Genomic DNA, 22,527 nt, shown 5'->3' with positions numbered 1-22,527 from the left:
CGGAATGCCTTCAAGATACGGGCGCTTTGGGCCACCTCGTCAGCACGGCTTTTGTTCGGCAAAGGACCTCCTCGTTGCGACGCGCGCCGGTAGCTTGATCCGGCCAAAGTAGCAGGTGCGGCGCTGGCGTAAAGACAGGACCACTCATCGAGATGAGGCTTGGTCGGCTTGGTGCGCTGCAACGTGGCGCGTTGCTTCGGTGATAGTGCGCGCCACGCGGTTTGAGCGCTCACGTCGGCTGGGCAATTGGTGTCGCCAGATTGGCAAGGTAGGCATTGGCTTCGGACGCCTTTGAAGCGGCTGTGAAGATCGCCCGCTTATCGGCTCTAAGCACGGAGAGCCAGTGCGCCAGATACTGCGCGTGGTCCGCGCGTGGCTCAACCCAGACGTTGAGTTCACTGCAGAGGAATGCTGCGCCAAGCTCGGCGATGAGTTCCTCCATCGCGTAGGAGTCGCGACCAAAGCGACCGGACAGGTCGCGATTGCAGCGATGGGCCGGTGCCATCCAGTGAACGAGTTCATGTAGCAGCGTCGAGTAGTATGCCTCGCTTGCAGATGACGTCGCGGAACCGGTAAACATGGAGCTTTCGGGCATATGGATCTCGTCGCGTGAGGGGAAAAAGCATGCGCGACGACCGCCGCTTCTCACGATTGCGCCAGTTGCGGCGACAAAGCCGTCGACGGAAGCAACGGGTGGGAACGCACTTTGCGGCTTGTCTTCAGCGGTGCGGTCGCCATCGACCTGGTCGGCGTTGAATACCGGCGTTGCCCGTGCGACCAGCCGCCGTCTGGGATCGTTTTGATCGGTATCGTCGGCTTCGATCTCAATCTGCCGGTAGAAAATGACGTAGGAGGCTTTCTGGCCCTTCCTGACAATGGCGCCCTTGCCGGCCCATTGTCGGTAGGTGCCCCAGAGATGCGAGCCGTAGCCGTGGACCTGCGCCTCGATCCACAATGCCAGAATGTTCACGCCGTTGTAGGGATTGCCGGACGCCACGTTGACGGGCCGGCGACTGCCGCTGCCGCGATGCCACGGCATTTGCCATTTGTCGGTCCCGGCCTCGATAGCAGCGACGATGCGGTCGGTGATGTGCTGATGAATATCGAAGCGATTGTTGCTCATGGTCTCTCCTGTTCTGGCGGCGCTCGGCCTTGCCGGTGACCGGAGAGACGCGGAGAGACAGGGGCCGCACCCGAAGGGCGCGCTTGCGCGAGGGCTTGCCCCTTGCGGCGCATGGCGCTCTGCGTCAGGTCAACGCGGGCAAGGCCGGCCGCGATCGGGAGACCGGGCATTCAGCTGGCGATATCGCGCGGCGACGTGTCTCGGCCGCGATCGACAAAATGCCGCACGTTTGAGGCGCTCGCTGGCTGGTTTGGAGGACCGAGCGTCAGCGCTGCACTCATGACCTGAGCCGCCAATCGCGGGAATTCAGGGCATAAAGCCGAGTGTCAGGAAGTAGGGGTGGCGAGGTTCATAGGAGATCACTTCAATCATGAGGGACATCTTCAATGAACATTTTCCGCAAGCGGGCGGCTTTCGCGTCGCCCAAAGACAACTTTCGCTGCGCCTATGGTTGTGTGCGTTTCTTTGGCATCCACGCGCGGCGTTCTGCGCTGGCTCGTGTCATCTCAGCGACTGCCGCCGAAAAGCTCGAGCGCGCTATCGGAGAAAAGATGTGGGCTGCTGCGTCTACAGCGAAGACCGCGCGGGATGATGCTGCGGCGGGGTTGCGAACAGGATACGTTCTGGCTCTGCAACAGAACCGTCGTTATGACGCGGAGGATGAGAAGCTCTACCGGGAGACGAAAGACGAACGACTGAGAGCTCGCCTTCTCCGAAACCAACTCAACAAGCTTCTTCATCCCCCGTCGCGACACATCAATCCGCTGGCCTATTAGCGAAGTTCAGGGAGCCCAATAGGGCTCCCTGACGTACAGACCAATTTAAACCAGAGGCCCGTCGCGGGAACGGGCTGGATAGAGCCAAACTCGCCTGCCGCCGAAGCGGAGCAAGGACATTTCGGTCCAGGCCTCCGGGGAAGTGGTTCTCGCGAACGACGCCGATAGCTAAACCGCCGTGCTGGCTGATACTGTCCTGTCGCGGCTCGGAGTTGAAGATGGACAGCGAAACATTGAAACATTCGCGCTACTGCTTGTGCAGAAGATTACCCTGGTGGGACTGATCAAATTCCTCGATCACAAGGGAATACTCGGCAAAGACCTCATCATCGAGTTTCTTGAAGGCGTAGCGGCCAAAAACACCGAGACTCTAACTCCCGCTGGATGAAAGTTCAGTGGCAGGTCAGCCCTTCTCTAAATTGAAGGCGCTGTTGCGCTCCGCTGCCGCGCGCACCATGCCTGATCTCCGGCAAGCAATCGCTAATGCTCTCAAACGCTTCTCACCCGAGGAATGTCCAACTATCTCGCCGCCGCTGGATACGACGCAACGCGATCGGAAAACGCTCTAGTCTGACTGAGTCACAAAACCGCCGGCCAGAATCAATGATGGTTGCAGCATGGACCATTAGCCTATGAGGCCGACATGAGCGGGCGTGGCACGAAGACGAGCGAGAAGCGATTTGCGGCGTATTTGGAAGGGCTTGCCAGTGTCATCGGTCATGCTGATCGGAAGGCGCCGCTGCGCAACTATTGCGTCGGCCTGATGGCCTGTGGCGGTCGCAAGAGCGTGGAGCCGATGGCGGCGGTGACGGCTCCGGAGCGGACGGCAGCCCAGCATCACACTGCTCTCAGCTCATCGGTTCGTTTCCACAGTAAATACGAAGGAATAATCGGACGCGTAATCCGGATTATCAGTTGCACCCATTCGCGCTTTTGGCGGCTCGACCAGGACGCGGCGCACCCGGCGGCCGGCAACTTTAGCAAATATTTGCTGCGTTGGATTGCCTATCCTGGCGGATTGATGGCAATCCATGCATGACTTCTGGGTCTGCAAGTAGGTCTCAAGGGTGGTGTTGGCGACGATGTGACTGGCGCTCGACGGCGTGATGTCGCCGGTCGAGAGCGGTACAGTGCTCTGCGGCGGTACTGGCTGCGGGCTGTTCGGCCATTGCACGTCGATCAGACGGTAATAGTTGAACACCGAATCCGCCGGCAGGATTTTCCAAGCATAATCAGTGACGGAATTCGCCTGCGAGTCCACCGGCGTGATGCGGGTGATCTGCATCGGCGCCGAATAGGGAAAGCAGTCTGGCGTCGGCGGCTTGCCAATTGTGCACGCGTCGCCCGGCGGGGTGTTGGGCTTGCAGCGATAATAGATATCGGTCTGCGGGTTGCAGTTCGTATTGAAGAACGTATAGCCCGGAGATTGCTTCTGGTTGGGATTGCGCGGCAAGGTTGGCGCGACCGGATTGCCATTGTTGTCATCGGGATCATTGTCAATCTGCTCGAAGGTTGCCCAAACGAACTGGTTGGCGCCCGGCACCTTGTGGATGATATGCAGGCCGACGAGGCCCATGGTCGCCTGAACAGGCTTTCCGCCAGGCAAGGTGTATTCAGCCAACGTCGTCTTGTAACGGTAGTTGAGCGAACCGTCCGAGGGCAGCGCCACCCAGGCGGCCTTGATCTCGATGGCGCCGACGCCTTGGCCATAGGTAGTGACCTTGCCCTTGCAGTCGACGTCTGTGTTGCCTAGCGCATTTCCGGCTGGCAGATTGAAGCCGCCGCGTCCGCTCTGGCCCTGCTGCGAGGCGCAGGCGCGCTGGCCGGCGAATGTGGTGAGATCCAAATCGTCGAACACATTGGTGGTGATGTAGGCGTACTCGTCCTCGTTCAACAGGATCTCATAGAACGCCGGAACGCCGCGCTGGTCGGTGATCCATTTGCCATTGCCAGCCTGGCCGATGTTTTCGAGCACAGCGTCTCCGAGCTTCGACACATTGAACAGCATTTTCGTTGACGGACGCTTGTCATGCCAAGCCGATTTGGCGCGTGCGTCCGATTGCGTGAACGCCTGGCTCGCCGAGAGGAAGCTTTCCCAGACCGTCGCCGAGGTATCTTCCGGCATGCCGAAACTCGACCACGGGGTATTCGCATCCGGCGTCCCCGAAACCTTCGGGTCGGCCTTCCAGTTGAGGTAAATGAACTCCTGCCAGGCGAAGCAGTCTGCTGCGATCTGATTCTTCGAGGCGGCGCTGAAATAAGTTGGCAGTATCGCCTTCGGCTGCACCTGGGTCACGCCGATGGCACCGCAGGGATTGGCGTCGGTCGGCTGCGCCAGCGCCGGACCGCCGCGCGCGAATGCGAACAGAGCGGCGGCGAGGACCAGTGTCCGCGAGCAGTATGCCATGGCCCTAGTCCCTGATGTAGACCGCGGCCGGAAGAGCCAGTACGGTTTTGCTGATGGTCTGGATGATCTGGATGCCGCGCAGGCCGGTGGTGGCGCCGCTCGGCACCGTTACGGTGACAGCAAGTGCCGTGTAATTGCCTGGATACGAATTGCCCGGCACCGCGTAGAAGGTTGGCGTCGCGCTGTGAAGGGTAACCGCAATGCTCGGATCCGGCCCCGAGCCGTCGGCAAGCTGGACCTGTACCGAGACCGGCTCACTGGTCGGATTGCAGGTCAGCACGAGGTTCTGCGCCGAACCGTCAGCCGGCAGCCAGGGCGCGATGAAGGTGCTGTTGCTGGTGAGCGGCATCTTGGCGCCGGTCGGACACGGCTCATTGACTTCGCTCATTGCGTCCCACAAGCCCGCCCACACGCACTGCAGTGGCGCGCCGGGCGTCGGTGTCGTGCTGGAGCAATCGGCGAGCGGCGCCGCCCGGTCCGCCGACAGCGGCCGAGCGAACAAGCCGACCTTAAATTGGTTCGCAATTTGACCGGCCCATTGAATTGGCTGACCGTTAATCAGCATGTCGGCCAGCGTTAGATTCGGATTCATGGCGAGCCAGTTCCCTGGAATCTGCACGGCCGCATGTAGCACCATGTTGCCGCGGAACGGTGCCCCACTGACCGGATCGACGACCTCGGCCGAGCCACGCAGAATCTGGTAAATGTCGATTGGTTTGGCGTCGCCGGGCACGTCGACGCCGACCTCGATGTTGGGCCCAAAGGCGAATCTCGACGAATCCGGCACCTGGATATAGAGCCCGACCGGATTGGCGAGGCAGGCGCGCAGTGGCACGCCAGCATATTGCCCGCCTACCACCTGATTGACGGTCTGGCCGATGGTTGGATCGCTGTGGCGATATGCTTGGCCGTAGTTGCCGCAGCAGATCAGCGCCTGGGAATCGCTGTTACGACTGGCCGGATCGCTTTGAAACTGGGGCGGCACGTATTGCATCGTGGCGGCGCCAGCGAGGCCGAGCTCGGTCTGCAAGGTATTCGGCGTGCTGGTGAGATGCATAACCCCGCCATACGGATCGGCGCCGCCGCGCGTTGCAATCGGCCCCGAATTCCATTTGTTGAGCGGATTGTACGCGCGCTCGCCGGTGTCAGGATCAATCACGGGATTGCCACTCGAATCCAACAGGGTAAGGTCGTCGAGCGTGACCTTGATCTGGTTTACGACTGGCGCCCCTTGGTTAAGCGTCTGTTCGTAGAGCTCGCGCACCCGCTCCTGTGACACCTTCCACATCGTATTCCAGTACTCAGGGTTTTCGCAGGCAAAATCGACCCGGACAAGATTGCCGTCGCCATCGCGCACCGTCGACCATTCGCAATATTCGTCGAGCCAGCCGCGCGGGCCGTATGGTCCGAACGTCTTCAGCGTTTCGCCCCAATCGGCCTGCGGACAGAGCGTCGCCGGAATGTTCTCGAACGTTTTCCGACCGGCATCGTAATAGCCGGTGTCGGCCAGTTCATAAACCTGGGTCTGGAGGAGATTGTATGGGTTCGGTGGACTGACTGGCGGCGTCTTGGAATAGTACTGGTCAAGTCGACCCGGAAACGCCACCCATTCGACCAACACTGCTTCCGTGCCCAAAGGGATATCAGTGTAGAGTGGATTGTAGAAGTAATAGGCTGGATCAGGAGTCGCCTGCTGGATCCAGCCGTTGACGTTGATGGTCCAACGATGGCTCAGGTCGGCATATTCGGGACTATTCGGCGGAAAGTCCTCGATGAAGGCAGGGAGTCCGAAATTGGTGATCTCCATAACCTGATCTCCTCCGCGGTTCGCCGCGGTTTGTATCGCATTCGCAGGTGATTGTGTGTGCGTATATGCCTCGGCTTTCTAAACCGGGCGGTCGACGACAAACCTCTCTGTCTTCTAAGCTGTCATTCGCGGGGCCTGACCAGATTGGCTCCGCCATTATGGTGGACTCTAGGGTCCTTCGATTCGAAATAACGTTTTAGCATATCGCGGCAACTTCGGGGTCCGAAGTGTTCTACGGATCGTTGAGACGCTAGCTGCTGGCACTCATTTGGACTACTACCAAAACCGGGAGGCGTTCATTCGCCTCCGCCGCGAATGCCAAGGGTTCACAACAGTTGAATCAGCAACTTGGTGCGGTTCACGCACCGGGCCGGAACGGAGGCGATTGCTGATATCGAAAGCCATCGCCTACCTGTACGTCGAGATGTCGATGGCGAGCGCGTGGCGATTGCACATTCCGTTGAATTAGCTTCTGTGGGAGCGAAACGGCGTGAATGTGTTCGCCTACTTCTGGCGGTAAGGCGGCTCGCCATTGGCATATTTGGCGATGGCGATCTGGGCCAGAAGCGCTTCTGCCGTCAAGCTATTGGAGCGCCGGAAACGAGAGACGCTGGACGCCAGCTCCAGCGTCGCCGGCCGCCTCGCAGCTCTCCAGTTCGACGTCGTTCCGGCCTAAGTCCTCCGTAGAAATCACCCGGCTCAGCAAACCGAGGGGTATCAACAGCTATCGGATTGCGCGGTTCTCCACCATATTGTGTATGTGAAGTTCAGGACTAGGCGGCAATCAAATACCTGAACGTGACCGCTAATGATTTTCACCGAGAAGAAGGACGACGTGTCGTCCTCATAGCCGATCCATATCTCCGACGTCCCAGGGCTCAATATCCAAGGCGACTTCGCGCCGTGGTGATATAAGTATGGTAACAAACCGCTGACCTGGCATTCACTGTCGTGGTCGTATCCGTCCACTCGTGTTCCGCATACGGCGACGCTAATCTCGTTGCACGTTTTGGTTTCGCGTTCGTACACGCCGATGACATCGCAGCGGCGATGGTAAGCGAACGCGACCGCAGCTGACGCCGCTCGGACCTGCTGTTTTCATGTCGCCTACCTAATCTTACTGCGTCACAAACGATGATCTGTGTAGTGGTCGAACTTGATCGCACAACAAGGACATCTCGACAGCATTTGGACGAGCCCATGTTCGAGCCGTCGTCGCATCGTCGCGATCGAATTTGGAATGTGACGTTGGGTCCGCAGCGGCAGATCTGCGGGGTCTGTAATCTGCGGGAATGCGATTGAGCGGGATCGGCCGGGCGCGCCGAGCGCTTGAGGGGGGAATCGTCTCCCGCTCGGAGATCAGGAATCCGTAGGCCGCAATGCACATCGTTGCGTGATGATGAAAGCCGCGCCAGCCGCGTCCCTCGAAGTGACCGAGCCCGACCTCCTGCTTGAGGTCCTGATAGTCACGTTCGATGCGCCAGCGCAATTTAGCCGTCTCAACGAGAGTCCGGAATGCCACATCTTCCGGCAATGTCGAAAGCCAGTATTTGGTTGGCTGGTCCTCGCCTTTCGGCCATTCGATCAGCAACCATTCCTCCAATCGCCGGGTGGTTTGCCAATAATCACGATGCGCGGCACGAACCCGCACGCGGGCAAAGCGCGAGGTCAGTTTTTCGTTCGTTCCTTGCCGCCACGTTATGGTGCGCCAAGCTTGGCCCGGCAGTCCGATCGCGAGCGAATTGACGGTGGTCGGCTGATGCTGACGGTTGCGGCGCATCAGTTTTGGTGGACGGCCGCGGCCCGACCATGGCTTCGGCGGCAAGGGACCGGTGCCGGGCGCCCATACCGTCGTGCTCGACAGAAGAACCGCCACATAGGTCAATCCCAGCGCCGTGATCTCGGTGCGCAGGTCGCTGTTGTTGCCATAGCCAGCGTCCATCAGCACGACACCGCGTGGAAGGCCGCTCGCACAGGCCCACCGCAACTGCTCCAGCGCGATCTCCGGCTTGGTCTGGCCGACTTCGGCGGGAATGCCCACCTTGCGCCGCCGATCGCGGTCCGCAGTCCATTCCTTCGGAAGAGAAAGGCGGTAAGCGACAGGCAAGCTGGCGTGGTGGTTGGCAATCGACAGCGACACCGCCACCTGGCAATTATCCTGCTTGCCGAGCTGCCCGCAATATTGCCGTGCAACTCCGACCGAATGTCGCCCCTGCTTGGGAAATCCGGTGTCATCGATGATCCAGGCTTCGATGGGGCCCTGGCGTTCAATCGCCGGCAGGACCATCTCGCGTACCTTGCCCCGCACCTTCTCATCCGACCAGGCGCCGCTGCCGACGAAATGCAGCAGCGAGTGATGCTGGGCCGCCGTCCGCTCCGGAGCCGTCACCGCCGCCATCGGCTCCACGCTCTTGCGACCGCCACAGGCCATCAGGCCGACGCAATAGTTGCGCAGCGGCGCCTTCCGATCAGCATGACCGATGACACTGGCAAGCCCGTCCAAATACGCCTCAAATCGCTTCTCGCTCGTCTTCGTGCCACGCGCGCTCATGTCGGCCTCATCGGCTAATGGTCCATGCTGCAACCATCATTGATTCTAGCCGGCTGTTTTGTGACTCAGTCAGACTAATGCGGGGCGCACAAAGGGGCGGATGCGCCGAGTTCGCCCCATGTCGTCACTAGCCGGCAATGATCGCCGAGAGCAAGGGAGCCCACATAAAAGACGCCGCTCCTCTTCATCCTAATCCACCACCGTGGGTCGTTTCTTTAGGCGTGCAAGGGTGGCGACCCGGGCTCTGATTGCCGACTCACTGCGCTTTAGCTCGCTCGCAATCTCCTTCGTCGTTCGCCCGGCTTCCCACAGTTCGTTTACCCGCAGGTCGTCCAGCTTAGACCATCGGGTAAATCGCTTGCCTGGCAACTCCCACCTAGAAGAGTTCATTTATCTAGGCTCCCCCAGCTAAATGCGTGTGCTACGGCTGTGCAACGTCAGTGCCTTGCCTGACCAGCTCGCGACTCTTACGTGACAAATTCTCGTCTGAGGATGCTAACCCGTTTGTTCAGTGCTCGGCGCAGCGCATTGCCCTCACATGTCGTCATCCTGCCAGCAGAACGATCGGACACACAATCCATCATGACCCGTTGAATCTGGACCAGCGTCATACTTTCGATCTGGGCGATGCGCTTCCTAACGTCGGGGCGCAAGCTGGCAGTCTTTTTAGACATCGACAGATCCTGATGCTCCACGGCGACCAGCCGGTGACGGCTAACGACGTTTGAAGGTACAGCATCAACATTGGATCAGGCTCCTACCTACTCTGGGGGGCCGTCGCTACCTAGCCACTCATCCGCTATTCATCCTCGGGCGGCCGAGCTAAAGAAGTCAGCAAAGATGCTTGAAGAGGAGCGCGGCATGGTCGAACAACCACACCTCCATTCTTACTCAACTGCGGCTCGCATCTGTATTGGCATTGCGGTCTTAGGTGCGGCTCTGCTGGTCGGGATAATAATGCTTCACGTCGTGCCGTAAGGCCGCCGCAGTTGGTGTAGGCGGGAATAAGAACACCATAGCGATGCACAGATTATTCTGGCGCCACCTGCTCCGGATACACCTTCGGACCAAGCCCTGAAAGTGCTGACTAAAATACTTTTGCATCAAAATCTCCTCCTCCTTCAGATCATGCTTTTTCCAATTATCGCAATTCGCATGCAACCAAACCCGTAGACGACTCCGAATAGGAGGCGATCGCGGCTTGGTTCATGGCTATCGAATAGAGATTGCGCACGGCGGGTACGCCGTACGCATCCGACAGGGGCCGTCTTGCGTGACGGGTGGTAATTCGCGAAGCGTGTGACCTTAAGTCTAGCTTTAAGGTCATCAGGCGATGCGGGTCGAGGTTTTGGGCGGGCTGGAGCGGCGGCGGCGCTGGTCGCAGGACGACAAGGCACGGATTGTCGAGGAGACGTTGGCGCCGGGCGCGAAGGTGACTGAGGTTGCGCGTCGCAACGGAGTAGCGGCCAGCCTGGTGTTTACCTGGCGTCGACAAGCACGGACATCGGAACAAATTGTACCATCTTTTACGCCGGTGCAGATCGCCGCCGTAGCGGCATCGGCTGAGGAAACTCCGAAGCTTTTGCCTACGGTTGATGGCCGAGTTCGCTCCGTGGCAGCCGCGCGTACTGGATTGATAGAGATCGATCTCGGCAACCGACGGTGCATCCGGGTGGATGCGCACGTCGATCCGGAGGCGCTGGCGCGGGTCCTCGATGTGCTTGGACGCCGATGATTGCGATACCGGGGAATGTGCGAGTGTGGCTCGCGACAGGCTACACGGATATGCGCAGAGGCTTTCCGTCGCTGGCACTCCAAGTGCAGGAGGTGCTGCACAAAGACCCGCTCAGCGGTCATCTGTTCGTCTTCCGCGGTCGCCGCAGCGATCTTGTGAAGGCGATCTGGCACGATGGCCAGGGAGCCTGCTTGTTCACAAAAAGACTCGAGAGAGGAAAGTTCATCTGGCCATCGGTTGCCGGTGAATCGGTAACGATCTCGCCGGCGCAGTTGAGCTATCTGCTGTCCGGGATCGATTGGCGTAACCCTCAAGAAACCCATCGGCCGACGCGGGTCGGATAGCCGCTTTTACGGTTTGAATCTGCTATGTGATCTGATTCAATGGCTTCATGATATCGAAGCCGGACGATCTTCCATCGGACCTTGCGAGTGCCCTGGCGGCGCTGCAGGCCGAGCGTGAGGCGCGGCTGCGAGCCGAGGCGGTGGCTGCCAGTGCACAGGCGGAGCTGTCGGACAACGAGGCGCTGATCGCGCATCTCGAGCTGCGGATCGAGAAGCTCAAACGCGAACTGTACGGGCAGCGCTCCGAGCGCTCGGCACGGCTGCTCGAGCAGCTGGAGTTGGAGCTCGAAGAACTCGTCACCACAGCGAGCGAGGATGAGCTTGCCGCGCAGGCCGCAGCGGCGAAGACGCAGAACGTTCGCCCCTTCATGCGCAAGCGGCCGGTGCGCAAGCCATGGCCGGATGACATCGAACGCGAGCGCGTCGTCATTGAGGCTCCAACGACCTGTGCCTGCTGCGGTGGATCGCGGCTGGCGAAGATCGGTGAGGATGTGACCAAGACGCTGGAGGAGATCCCGCGCCGCTTCAAGCTGATCGAGACGGTACGCGAGAAGTTCACCTGCCGCGATTGCGAGAAGATCAGCCAGCCGCCCGCGCCGTTCCACGCGACGCCGCGCGGCTTCATCGGCCCACAATTGCTGGCGACGATCCTGTTCGACAAGTTCGGCATGCATATCCCGCTCAACCGCCAGAGTGCGCGCTTCAAGGCCGAGGGGATCGACCTGCCGTTGTCGACGCTGGCCGACCAGGTCGGCCACGGGACCTTCGCCGTCATGCCGCTCTTCCACTTGATCGAACGCCATGTGCTCGCGGCCGAGCGCCTTCATGGCGATGACACCACCATCCGTATCCTGGCGAAGGGCAAGTGCACGACCGGGCGGATCTGGACTTATGTGCGGGATGACCGGCCCTTCGCCGGGCCTGCGCCGCCGGCGGCGGTCTATTACGCCTCGAGCGACCGACGAGGCGAGCATCCCCAGAAGCATCTGGCCGTCTTCGCCGGTATCCTGCAAGCCGATTGCTACAACGGCTTCGAGCCGCTGTTCGACCCGCAGAAGAAGGTGCTGCCGATCACGCCGGCGTTTTGCTTTGCCCATGCGCGGCGGGGCTTCTTCGAGCTGGCTGACATCGAGAAAAATGCCCGGGAAGGTAAGAAGGGCAAACCGGTCTCTCCGATCGCGCTGGAGGCGGTCAGACGCCTCGATGCGTTGTTCGAGATCGAGCGCGCCATCAACGGCCGCGGCGCCGACGAGCGGCGCGCCGTGCGCCAGGAAAAGAGCAAGCCGCTCCTCGGGGACATGCACGCCTGGTTGTTGCGCGAGCGCGAAACCCTCTCTCGCTCCTCCGAGGTCCTGAAGCCTATGAATTACATGCTCAGGCGCTGGGACGACTTCGGCCGCTTCCTCGACGATGGCAGGATCTGCTTGACCAACAATTGTGCTGAGCGCGCATTGAGAGGCATCGCCTTGGGAAGGCGCAACTGGACCTTCGCCGGCAGCCAGCGTGGTGCCGACCGTGCCGCCATCATGTTGACGATGATCACGACCTGTCGTCTCAACGACGTCGATCCGAAAGCCTGGCTCGCCGACGTCCTTGCCCGCATCGCCGATCTTCCCGCATCGCGTCTGCACGAACTGCTGCCCTGGGAATGGAAGCTCCTGCGCCAGGCCGATAAGCCCGCCGGTCAGCAGGCCGCCTGACCATCACCCAACCGATCATAGAGCTCACTGTGCCCGCGCGCATGCGTCAATCAGGCGGTCTTCGTCGTATGCGTACGGTACGCCTATCTGACCCATTGGCGAAGACAAAGATATCCCATGCTGATCGCAGCGGTCGCGCGGACCATCGAAGTGCAGGCTGGCAGACGAGTACGACGCCTGCACGCGACGAGGTTTACGCGCAGGGGTCGTCGGAAAAACCCATTCGACGAAATGTCCGCACGCGACGGCGTTTGCCTCTCGCGGACCATATTAGAGATAGTTCGGCGAGCAGCTTTTCGGTGCGGCGCCTCGCTAGATGGTAGTGCCCAGATAATTGGCGGCCTCGACCGTACGCTTTGGACTGTCAAGCTCTCTACATTCGGCGTAGTGGAGATACCCCCAAAGTTGTATCAGGACGCGTCGCCAATCTGATCAATCATGGGAGTAGGAGTGATGCTCGGACTCAGAAAAGATGGCTCATTTGCTTTGACGGCGATAACAGGATCAGCGCTTCTGATCCTGGGAATAGCCGTTCTTACTTCTTACGTTGTCGATATCCGCGCTCATCGCGCTTTCGTTAACGGCGGCGCCTCTATCCTTTTTGGATCGACTCTTTTGTGGTGGGCCTTCAGTGAGAACAAAAACTGGGGGTCGGCTTCGAGACGGCTACCATGACAGTCGCAGTCGTAACCGCGGTCATCGCAATTTTGGCGTTGAACGTCGCCGGCTGAGTTCGATCATCTCTCGCGAGAAGCTCATCCCGGCGGGCAATATCGGGCGCCGATGTTGGCTGGTGTGGGGTCAGTCACGTCGGCCGTTTCTTGGTCGTGCGTCGCCTCACATCTCTTATGGCTTTAGGGTGGATAGAGCGCAACCGCCGCATTAGCTTCTGAATCCAATGACGGTCCGGGGATCGACTTCGATTTTGGGCAGACACCGACCGAGCTAGGGGGTATGAGCTGCTGCCGGTTTGATGGACACCAAGATTAGGTGTTTCATGAAGCCGGAGGTGGGCGATGAAGAGACGGAAGTTCGGTCGCTTTCAAGATCGAGGCGGTCAAGCTGGTCAGGGAACGCAAGGTGTCGGTGGTGCAAGCTGGCCGCGACCTGGACGTTCATGAGAATGTTCTGCGCAAGTGGGTCAAGGAGTTCGGCTCCGATCCGGTGCAGGCCTTTCCCGGCCACGGGCAAATGAAGCCTGAGCAGCAGGAGATCGAACGGCTGCGGCGTGAGGTCGCCAAGCTGAAAGCCGAGCGGGACATCCTAAAAAAGGCCGCTGCCTACTTCGCGAAGGAAGCGACATGAAGTTCGGCTTCATCGCGAAGTACCGGGCGATCTGGCCGGTGGCATGGCTATGCGATGCGTTGGGGGTGTCGCGGTCGGGCTTCCATGCCTGGCTGAACCGCTCTCCCAGCGCCAAATCCCGCATCCCGCAGCGACGAAGAGCTCGGTGGCAAGGTTAAGGCCAGCTTCATGGCCAGCGACCGCACCTATGGCGCGCGCCGAGTGTGGCGTGATCTGCTTGCCGACGGGCCGACTGTGGCCTGCACCAGATCGAACGACTGATGCGCCTACAGGGCCTGCGGGCACGGCCGCGCCGGCGGCGCTTGCCGAAGGACAGCGGCGATCGGCAGCTCGAGACGGTGCCGGCGAACCTGCTGGACCGACAGTTTGCTGCCGAGCGGCCGAACCAGAAGTGGATCGCCGACTTCACTTATCTCTGGACAGCCGAGGGATGGCTTTATGTGGCGGCGGTGATCGACCTGTTCTCACGCCAGGTGGTGGGGTGGTCGATGAACGCCGTCATGACGGCTCAGTTGGTGACCGATGCGCTGCTGATGGCGATCTGGCGGCGGGGTGAGCCGGATGCGCTGTTGCACCACTCGGATCAGGGCAGCCAATACACAAGCGAGCAGTTCCAGAGCCTGATGGCCGACCATGGCATCGTCTGCAGCATGAGCCGTTCCGGCAACGTCTGGGACAATGCGGCGATGGAGAGCTTCTTCTCCTCGCTCAAGACCGAACGCACCGCCAGCAAAACCTACAGCACCAGAGACGAGGCACGCGCGACTACATCGAGAGATTCTACAATACGACCCGCAGGCACTCGACCATCGGCTATCTCAGCCCGGTTGAGTTCGAGCGCAAGGTGGGATTAGCTTAACCCGGTGTCCATCAAACCGGCAGCAGCTCACTTGGCGCTTTTTTCCCAGAACGATGACGCCGGCAACGACTATGTGAAGGGCCTCAAAGACGGGCTCGGCGAAAAAGCATCGACCATTATCGTCAAGGAAAGTCACTTATGAAACCTCGGACTCGACGGTAGATTCCGAGATCGTTACGCTGAAGGACTCCGGAGCGGATACGCTCTTCACCATGGCAACTTGGTGCCCAAGCGATCCGCAAGGTGACCAAGCTCGGCTGGAAGTCGCTCAACTTCATCGTAAGCGTATCGAGCTCGATCAAAGGCGTTCTCGAACCAGCCGGCCGCGATAACTCGGTTGGGCGACGATAAATCCGCCGCCCTGAGGGCCGAGCAAATGCTCCTTCGGCACGTCGACATTGTTGTAGCGCATGTAAGCGGCCGGTTCCCTGTCGTGAGCCTAGGATGGTTCGATTCGCAGGACGCACAGGACGCGTCGTGCTGAGGGCGAGAGGCTGATCAGTCAGGCCGACAACCGAATCCTGGAACGAGAGGCTGTGGCCCGAGGGGGGCGATCGACGTCCCCCACGATCGACCAGGCCATCAGCGGAGGCGATCCTTGGTTGGAAATCGAATGCTCGCGCTACAAGACTGGGCGGGAGGTCGATCTCGCCGCTCTCCGCCGCCGCCTTTGTCCACGATCTGGCCGGTCTCCATCTTCGCAGTGGCCAGAGGCCGACATGCCGGATACGTCTGTGTAGACTGTTCAAACGATCCATCATGACGCTTGCAGCGGGGCGGCCCATACGTTCACGCCCGGATGAATGTCTAAGCCATCTCGTCGCCGCAGGATACCGCGCAACTTGATCCGAATATGCTCCAGCTCATCCGCCCTAGATAAACCTGCCCTACCTGCTCACGACGTCAGCGCGATCCTGAGCATCCGCGCGAGGTCGGCGCTGATGTAAGGCTTCGGCAAGAGCAGCACGCCGGGGTCGAGCCGGCCATGATGGACGAGCGCGTTCTCCGTATAACCGGAGGTATAGAGTACCTTGAGCGCGGGGCGCCGCTTGAGCGCTTCGGTCGCCAACTGACGGCCGTTCATCCCGCCCGAGAGCATCACGTCGGTGAACAGGAGATCAATGCTTTCGCCCCGGTCAATGATGGCCAGCGCCTCGGCGGCATCGCGGGCGGCCAGCGTGTGATAGCCGAAGCGGCTGATCTGCGTCACGACATATTCGCGGACCAGCACGTCGTCCTCGACCAGCAGGATGGATTCGTCGCCTCCTTCGCTTCCCGCCACACTGGCATCAACGGCCGGAGCCTGCGGGGGCCCCGCGGCCTGCGGCAGATAGAGCTTCACAGACGTGCCGTAACCCTCTTCGCTAGAAATCTTGATATGGCCATCCGACTGCTTGACGAAGCCGTAGACCATGCTCAAGCCTAGCCCGGATCCCTTCCCCGCGTCCTTGGTCGTGAAGAACGGCTCAAACACCTTGTCGAGTATGTTGCCGGGCATTCCGACTCCCGTGTCGCTCACGGCCAGCATGACATATTGACCCGGTCTGACCTCGGCATTGAGGCGCGCATAATTCTCGTCGAGCACAGCATTCCTGGTTTCCAACGTCAGCTTGCCGCCGGCGGGCATGGCGTCGCGCGCATTCAGGGCGAGGTTGAGGATCGCCGTCGAGAGCTGGCTGGGATCGATCAGGGCCGGTGCCAGATCGTGCGCCAGCATCGATTCGATTTTGATGTCTTCGCCCAGCGTTGGACGCAACAGACGCGCAGCATCGACCACCAGCTCGTTGACGTCGGTCGAGCGCGGCTGCAGTGGTTGCCGGCGGCTGAAGGCCAACAAATGCTTGGTCAGGTCGGCTCCCCTTGCGGCTGCCGAGTTGATCAGATCGGCAATCCGGGGCTCTGGCGCAACTTTGGTGCATCTCCGATCATTCTGCGCCGATCAATCTGGCTTGAAGGAGATCGATTTTCGCGCGGCCATTACATTTGCGCCCGACGAGCTTAAGGTTCGTGGTTTGACCTTCAGTCTGTCCGTTGGACCAGGGCAAAGCGTTGCTGCTCGAACCACCGCTTCATCTTTCGCGGCCCCACTGGCGAACGAGGCGACGGGACCTGTCCCGGCTTGTTAGCAGAGGATTGAGCATAGCATCTCATGGGAAATGTTACCGCCGCAAACCACGACGGCGACGTTCTGGCCAGCGTATCGCTCCGCCGTCTTCAGATAGCCGGCTATCGCTACTCCTGCGGCTCCTTCGATTGCCATCTTGTGGCCCGCGAGCACGAGCCGAATAGCGTCCACGATTTCGTTTTCCCGAACCAGGACGCACTCGTCTATGAGATCTCTGGCGTAATTGAAAGTGATGGTCTCACTTTCGATCCCGCCCGCAGTACCGTCCGACAATGTAGGGGTCTCCGACACGTCCACTATTTTTCCAGCCTTTAACGCAAGATACAGTGCCGGGGAGTTCTCAGGCCAGCAGCCGACGATCCGGAGGTCAGGATGGCGGGGCTTGAGATAACTAGCGATGCCGCTGATAAGCCCGCCGCCACCGACCGATACGAACACCGCGTCTAGCTTGGGGCATTGCCGCTCAAGTTCAACGCCAATGGTGCCCTGACCCACGATAACGTCTAAGTCATTATAGGGTGAGATGTATGTCCTATGTTGCGCAACCGCGACTTCGCGCGCGTGCGCTTCGGAGGCAACCGCATCCGCGCCGAAAAACTGCAGCTCGACGGATTGGTGCTGCTCAAGAGCGATGATCTTGGATTTAGAGGCAGTCGCGGGCAGAAAAATGGTCCCGCGAGCCTTCAGCGCGGAAAGGCTATAGGCGACGCCAAGTCCATGGTTCCCCGTTGACGAGGCGATGACTCCTCGGGCGAGATCATCTTTGGAGAGGGACAGGATCTTGTTGAGAGCGCCGCGGACCTTGAACGATCCCGTGTGCTGAAGATTCTCGTACTTGAGCCACACCTCCCCACCCCCGGACAAACCCGAAAGAACAGGGGAACGGTCGACAAAAGTCTCCCTCACAAGTGATCTGATGCGAGCTTCAGCCGCAACTATGTGGCCAACAAGGCTTGTGCCAGCACCCTCAGGCATGCCCTTCTATCCACCACCAGTTCACCGCAACGTTAAGTCCGTGTGATCGAAGATAGTGCCACCACCCTTCGGGAATGTAAAGAATATCGCCACGACACAGTACGCATTCGAAAGGCCGCGCGTTCAATAATCTCGGAAACCGATCGATATCTGGCAGGCGAAGATTTAAACGACTGAAGTGACGATGCTTAGGATGGTCGTTATATGGGTAGAGATTCCTGCGGTCCGTCGGCGGGAACAAGGTAATATGCTTACGACCGCGTATCATTGCATACAGGTTGTCGTAGGAATCGTAATGCAGCTTCGAGGCGTTACGGCCGATTCCCATCCATAAGTATGGAGGCCTCATGATATTCGCGAGTGGGGCGAACGGCGGACGAACGACATCACCCACAAGTTCAGGGAGATACCGCAACGTATCAATCTGGGCGAGATAATAGGTCGTTTGACTTGCTGCGTCGCCATAGAGCAGATAATCGACGAAGCGCCCAAAGGTCGAGTGGGTTTGATCTTTGCCAATCCGCTCTGGGACAGCGAACTCTTTATCCGGAGAGAATTCGATGGGCACACGCCTATGGCCTGCTGCTGCCTTTAAGTAGCCGGAGCTCCAACGTTCTATAGCGCCCAAGCTTAATGCCGCGCCTTTGATGACGACGGGAAGCGCCGGCCGCACAAATCGTCGATAAAACTCCTCTGCACTCGGAGCAGCGACGCTATCGACCGGTTGCGCGGTCTCCAGCCACGCTCTGCTAACCACGGACGGCTTCATGGTCGCTCCTAAACTTGGAACTCCGTCGCACCGAGTGAAGGAGCTCCATCTATGACTTCATCGCGGTAGCCGTACTGCTTGAGGTCATGCCTATGAAGGATGCCCTCATTCAACCCACTCTTCCGTGGTGCAGTGACCTCCAGAAACGGTAACCATCGTGTCCCTCCTCGAATGCGAGCAACAGCCGATACGTCGATTCTGGCGGTGTGAAGGTTTCAGAAGGAGACTGACTCGCTTCACAATCGGGCGGCCACCGTTCCCAGATCACGCGTTGTACGCACGGCCGTTACACTCTCCTCCGCCGCGCAGCGAGCGCGCCGCACGATCGGACCGCAGCTCCTCATCTCGCTAGTCGCGCCGCACGATCGGCGAGCTCGGCACGCAACTCCTCGTCGCGCAGCGAGCGAGCCGCACGATCGGCCCGCAGCTCCTCATCGCGCAACGAGCGCGCCGCACGATCGGCGAGCTCGGCACGCAACTCCTCGTCGCGCAGCGAGCGCGCCGCACGATCGGCCCGCAGCTCCTCATCGCGCAACGAGCGCGCCGCACGATCGGCGAGCTCGGCACGCAACTCCTCGTCGCGCAGCGAGCGCGCCGCACGATCGGCCCGCAGCTCCTCATCGCGCAACGAGCGCGCCGCACGATCGGCGAGCTCGGCACGCAACTCCTCGTCGCGCAGCGAGCGCGCCGCACGATCGGCCCGCAGCTCCTCATCGCGCAACGAGCGCGCCGCACGATCGGCGAGCTCGGCACGCAACTCCTCGTCGCGCAGCGAGCGCGCCGCACGATCGGCGAGCTCGGCACGCAACTCCTCGTCGCGCAGCGAGCGCACCGCACGATCGGCCCGCAACCCTGAGCGCGCTACACGATCGAGACGTGCACGGGTCAGGTTCTCGTCGCGCAATGCGCGCCTAGCCCGCGATCTCGGCTCTCGTGCGCCAGAGCGCGTCGCGAGGTCGATCTGGTCTGCCACATCTTCGAGATGCTCCTGGAATCTCGCCGTGATGACCAGCAAGTCTTGCGATAGATCCACAAGCGTTTCATGACTCATTGGGCTATCCTCTCCGTTAGTTACTGATGCTGATTTGTTAGCGAGTGCAATCTGTTCGGAGCCGCACTCCGGTCCCCGCTGCGCGAGATCGTATCCCCGGTTCAGCTCACCACTGGGTTAGTAAGGCGCCAATCGCCTGAAGCTGAATCTGAGCTGGAGGTTGCCGTGCTAACAGCAATGCTTCAACTACCTTATCTGGTAGGCTTGTTTGCGCGGGCTCGACTTTGTGCGGGCTCGGCAGCAATCGATAGTTTGCGAGGTAATTGCGATAGCCCTCAAATCGCGGCATGCCACGCAACTGGCGGAGACGAGAAGAGCTTTGGATCGCTCCCGTCGCTCCAGCTGTAGCCTTGCCGCTTAAGGACGTCTTTGGGCTCGAACGGCGGCTGCGCAGCCCATAGCCGCGTGGTCGTTTTGCGAGCCCGTTCCAGCAGGGCGGCGAGCGCACACGTTCCGGTCGTCGGCAGCTCGAACGCGAGAATCTCAAGCGGCGGCGTGGCAGTCGTCGACCGCCCTGTGAGCCTGATGGAAGAAACCGGGGCCATTTAGCAGGTAGCTGAGGCGGGAGCTCTCGAAACGGTGCTTTCGCCATTCGGCGCTATTCGCGCTTCGCGGTTCGGCCAAAAAGCTTCGTGTCACGTTTCGCACCATCATAGATGGCGCTGGCGCGCCGCGGACTTGTCGTTGTCGCGGGGCCGCTCGACGGACGTGGACGCCCGGTCAGCAACGATCGGAGTACCGATCGAACGCGTCGATGCGGCGCGCCTCGATCTCGACGTCATCTCGGCGGTAGATCTCCCGCATGAGGAAGCCGCGTTCGCCCTCGACCGTCCCGTCGGGGACGTCGATGAACCAGGCGCGCAGCCCGCCGCTCTCGCCCGGATCCCAGCGGTAACCGCGCCGTTTCAAGGTTTCGCGGAGGTCGAACGGGGCTCCGATGGCCCGGACGCGCCACCGCGGCGCGCGAGCGGATTCGAGCAGAACGTCGAGGCCGCGGCGCCCGCTCCGAGGTAGCATGCGAGAGAGGATCTCCAGGCCGGCGCGACAGTCGTGCACGGCACGGTGTCCGTCGTGGAAGAAGCCGCAGGCGGCTGCAAGCTGTCCGAGTCGCGTGCCATCGACGAAGCCCTCCGCCGCCCAGTTGATTTCCGACCAGGAACAGGCCCAGGCGAGGCGAGCAAAGGCACCGCACAACCGCTCGGCGAAGCGCCGTTCGAAGGCGGCGTTGTGCGCGATCACGACGACGGCCTCGCCCCAAAAACGCCTCGATTTCGGCGGGATCAATCGAACCACCCGTGACCATGTCGTCGGTGATGGCCGTGATGGCGGTGACCTCGGCGGGTATGTGGCGTCCGGGATCGCGGAAGCGGCTGAAAGCTTCGTGAACGGAGAAAATGCGGCCGTCCGAGGCGAAGTCGAACGGTCCCATGCCGATCTCGATGATCTCGTCGCGCGCCTGATCCAGACCCGTGGTCTCGATATCGAGGAATATGCCTCGGTGCAGCCGGGCCGTCTCGTCCGGCAAGCAATAGACTGACCGCGGCTCGAGGCGCCGGAGGATCCGATATCGCCCGCTCGACTCCAGGACCGCCGCCATGCGCTCCAGTTTCGCCCGCTTCCGCGGATACCGTTTCCCCGTTTACGATCCCTTTCGTCCCCACCGCTGCAGATGCCGCCGCAGCAGAATCTCTACGCCACGTAGCTGGCGGGAAGCATAGACTGTCACCTTAATCATTCGGGCGCTCCATGCCGCAAATCGTCGTGTCCGGCAGCAATAGCACGCGCCTGATTCCGGTGAAGGCGATCCCGGCGGAGAAGCTGACGACTACGTGCGGCAGTCGGCCAAATGATCGCGGCTGATTAGCCGATCAATCCTCTAAAATGGGAAGGGATAGTTCTATGCCGGATACGACAACCAAAGACCAGGTCGGATTGTTTCATGCCAGCTATCAGATTGGCGAAAGCCGCCCGGGAGGCATAATCTTCAAGCTGGATCTGGTCGTCGACACGACGAACAGGCGGGTCCAAGGTTTCGGCAACATCACCCAAGCCGTTAAATCGCCGCTCGATGTCGCCACCTCGCTGCAGGGCAGTTATAGCCAGCTGCCGGCGCTCCCGCCGGCCCCGACACTACTTCTAGTACTCCTTACCGGCTACCCGCCGATTCACTGGCCGCCCCATGCCGGGCTGGGACCGGTAATTCTGCCCAACGTCGATCTGCGCATGACCCTTGACCCGAGCTGGCAATCAGGAATCGCCACCCACCGTTATCGCAGTGGCCCCGACGTTTTGGCAGGAGGTCGAGGCTGCGCCGGTCAAGCTGGTGTCTCCAGCCGTCGCATCATGAAGCATCAAGGTCGGGGTCGGCAAGGCTCCTGCCCGACAATCGAGACCGGGTTGCTCGTTCAGCTCTTTGTGGAGGGTCCAAGCTCCCTAATGAGTAGCCGTCGTCAAGAGACTATGTCGATTCGACGGCGGAGCTGAGCGCAGAGCAGGTGGATGCCTTGGCTCGTCACACTTTCCGGATTGAGATGTGCTCGAGCTTATACCGCGAAGAAGTATCGGGCAGCTGAATCATGACGTTGAGAACGTCGAGAACGAAGCCATTGTGATCGCCAGCGCGCCGGAGCCAACCCGGAGCCGATGTTGTTCGCCCACGATCGAGATAACGACCTCATTCAGCGTCCATTTGTCGCCAAGACCCGAAGCGTGCTGGCGGATACGGTCAGAGAACACGTTGCCGAATTTCCGTCCCCACTGGCGCACTGGTTTCATAGGTCACCTCAATGTCATCCTCGATCATGCGCAAAAGGGAAAACGGATACACAACCAAACTGGCGGCGATAAGAGGGTCCCGGGCGGTCGGCCTGCCGGTCATCTACCCCTCGGCCGCTTCAATCGTCAGGTCATGCGAGAGCGCTGGCTGCGTCGACGAAACGAGCGCAGCCAGGCCCGGCAGACCTCAGCGCGGAACATGCCGAGCCGCTCCAGGTTTCCGGG

At 60.4% G+C, this 22,527-nt stretch carries 16 protein-coding genes and 6 pseudogenes; 9 read left to right on the top strand and 13 right to left on the bottom strand.

Annotated elements, in window-relative coordinates; translation table 11 throughout:
* Positions 1-229: 229 nt before the first annotated feature.
* Positions 230-1,123 (bottom strand): ArdC family protein, encoded by an 894-nt coding sequence (locus tag ACVMB0_RS11360; RefSeq protein ID WP_461346275.1) that lies wholly within the window; start codon positions 1,121-1,123, stop codon positions 230-232.
* Positions 1,124-1,509: 386 nt separating this feature from the next.
* Here ACVMB0_RS11360 and ACVMB0_RS11355 point away from each other — a divergent pair, with 386 nt between their 5' ends.
* The 3 genes and pseudogenes from ACVMB0_RS11355 to ACVMB0_RS11345 form a co-directional block, all read left to right on the top strand.
* Positions 1,510-1,899: a hypothetical protein gene (locus ACVMB0_RS11355; RefSeq protein WP_461346274.1), complete on the top strand. Its 390-nt coding sequence runs from the start codon at positions 1,510-1,512 to the stop codon at positions 1,897-1,899.
* 178 nt (positions 1,900-2,077) lie between these two features.
* Complete coding sequence (locus tag ACVMB0_RS11350) at positions 2,078-2,287, top strand: hypothetical protein (RefSeq protein ID WP_461346273.1); 210 nt, start codon at positions 2,078-2,080, stop codon at positions 2,285-2,287.
* Between the two features lie 255 nt (positions 2,288-2,542).
* Positions 2,543-2,743, top strand: a pseudogene (locus tag ACVMB0_RS11345) (transposase); the annotation flags it as partial.
* Between the two features lie 9 nt (positions 2,744-2,752).
* Here ACVMB0_RS11345 and ACVMB0_RS11340 read toward each other — a convergent pair.
* The 4 genes from ACVMB0_RS11340 to ACVMB0_RS11325 all read right to left on the bottom strand — a co-directional run bounded on the left by ACVMB0_RS11340 (position 2,753) and on the right by ACVMB0_RS11325 (position 9,338).
* A complete protein-coding gene (locus ACVMB0_RS11340) occupies positions 2,753-4,306 on the bottom strand; it encodes a hypothetical protein (protein WP_461346272.1) in 1,554 nt (517 codons plus the stop codon).
* Positions 4,307-4,310: 4 nt separating this feature from the next.
* A complete protein-coding gene (locus ACVMB0_RS11335) occupies positions 4,311-6,113 on the bottom strand; it encodes a hypothetical protein (RefSeq protein ID WP_461346271.1) in 1,803 nt (600 codons plus the stop codon).
* A 1,117-nt stretch (positions 6,114-7,230) separates the two neighbouring features.
* Positions 7,231-8,664: an IS701 family transposase gene (locus ACVMB0_RS11330; protein WP_461346270.1), complete on the bottom strand. Its 1,434-nt coding sequence runs from the start codon at positions 8,662-8,664 to the stop codon at positions 7,231-7,233.
* 467 nt (positions 8,665-9,131) lie between these two features.
* A complete protein-coding gene (locus tag ACVMB0_RS11325) occupies positions 9,132-9,338 on the bottom strand; it encodes a hypothetical protein (RefSeq protein ID WP_461346269.1) in 207 nt (68 codons plus the stop codon).
* Between the two features lie 659 nt (positions 9,339-9,997).
* Between ACVMB0_RS11325 and tnpA the strand changes: the two genes are divergently transcribed.
* The 5 genes and pseudogenes from tnpA to ACVMB0_RS11300 all read left to right on the top strand — a co-directional run bounded on the left by tnpA (position 9,998) and on the right by ACVMB0_RS11300 (position 14,749).
* Entirely contained in the window at positions 9,998-10,399 is a 402-nt protein-coding gene (gene tnpA / locus ACVMB0_RS11320) for an IS66-like element accessory protein TnpA (protein WP_253624599.1), read from the top strand.
* A gap of 23 nt (positions 10,400-10,422) precedes the next feature.
* A complete protein-coding gene (tnpB, locus tag ACVMB0_RS11315) occupies positions 10,423-10,743 on the top strand; it encodes an IS66 family insertion sequence element accessory protein TnpB (protein WP_430642467.1) in 321 nt (106 codons plus the stop codon).
* Positions 10,744-10,790: 47 nt separating this feature from the next.
* A complete protein-coding gene (gene tnpC / locus ACVMB0_RS11310; RefSeq protein ID WP_461346268.1) occupies positions 10,791-12,443 on the top strand; it encodes an IS66 family transposase in 1,653 nt (550 codons plus the stop codon).
* Between the two features lie 1,016 nt (positions 12,444-13,459).
* Positions 13,460-14,607, top strand: a pseudogene (locus ACVMB0_RS11305) (IS3 family transposase).
* 4 nt (positions 14,608-14,611) lie between these two features.
* Positions 14,612-14,749, top strand: a complete 138-nt coding sequence (locus tag ACVMB0_RS11300; protein ID WP_461346267.1) for a hypothetical protein — start codon at positions 14,612-14,614, stop codon at positions 14,747-14,749.
* A gap of 753 nt (positions 14,750-15,502) precedes the next feature.
* Here ACVMB0_RS11300 and ACVMB0_RS11295 read toward each other — a convergent pair.
* The 7 genes and pseudogenes from ACVMB0_RS11295 to ACVMB0_RS11265 all read right to left on the bottom strand — a co-directional run.
* Positions 15,503-16,498 (bottom strand): annotated as a pseudogene (locus ACVMB0_RS11295) (ATP-binding protein); the annotation flags it as partial.
* A gap of 34 nt (positions 16,499-16,532) precedes the next feature.
* Positions 16,533-16,711 (bottom strand): annotated as a pseudogene (locus tag ACVMB0_RS11290) (ISL3 family transposase); the annotation flags it as partial.
* Between the two features lie 18 nt (positions 16,712-16,729).
* On the bottom strand, positions 16,730-17,707 hold the full coding sequence (locus tag ACVMB0_RS11285; RefSeq protein WP_461346266.1) for a threonine/serine dehydratase: 978 nt from the start codon (positions 17,705-17,707) through the stop codon (positions 16,730-16,732).
* Positions 17,700-18,476 carry a cupin-like domain-containing protein gene (locus tag ACVMB0_RS11280; protein ID WP_461346265.1) on the bottom strand — a complete coding sequence of 259 codons (777 nt, stop codon included), beginning with the start codon at positions 18,474-18,476 and terminating at the stop codon, positions 17,700-17,702. The genes ACVMB0_RS11285 and ACVMB0_RS11280 overlap by 8 nt, the downstream gene beginning before the upstream one ends.
* Positions 18,477-18,816: 340 nt before the next feature.
* On the bottom strand, positions 18,817-19,380 hold the full coding sequence (locus ACVMB0_RS11275) for a hypothetical protein (protein WP_461346264.1): 564 nt from the start codon (positions 19,378-19,380) through the stop codon (positions 18,817-18,819).
* Between the two features lie 867 nt (positions 19,381-20,247).
* Positions 20,248-20,766 (bottom strand): 3'-5' exonuclease, encoded by a 519-nt coding sequence (locus tag ACVMB0_RS11270; protein WP_461346263.1) that lies wholly within the window; start codon positions 20,764-20,766, stop codon positions 20,248-20,250.
* A 109-nt stretch (positions 20,767-20,875) separates the two neighbouring features.
* Positions 20,876-21,124, bottom strand: a pseudogene (locus ACVMB0_RS11265) (3'-5' exonuclease); the annotation flags it as partial.
* 302 nt (positions 21,125-21,426) lie between these two features.
* Here ACVMB0_RS11265 and ACVMB0_RS11260 point away from each other — a divergent pair.
* Positions 21,427-22,011, top strand: a complete 585-nt coding sequence (locus ACVMB0_RS11260) for a DUF1842 domain-containing protein (protein WP_461346262.1) — start codon at positions 21,427-21,429, stop codon at positions 22,009-22,011.
* A gap of 100 nt (positions 22,012-22,111) precedes the next feature.
* Here the strand turns inward: ACVMB0_RS11260 and ACVMB0_RS11255 are convergent.
* A pseudogene (locus ACVMB0_RS11255) lies at positions 22,112-22,392 on the bottom strand (IS6 family transposase); the annotation flags it as partial.
* Positions 22,393-22,527: the final 135 nt, after the last annotated feature.

This window comes from Bradyrhizobium sp. USDA 4451, from assembly GCF_054822585.1.
This window is presented reverse-complemented; position numbering and strand designations above follow the sequence as displayed.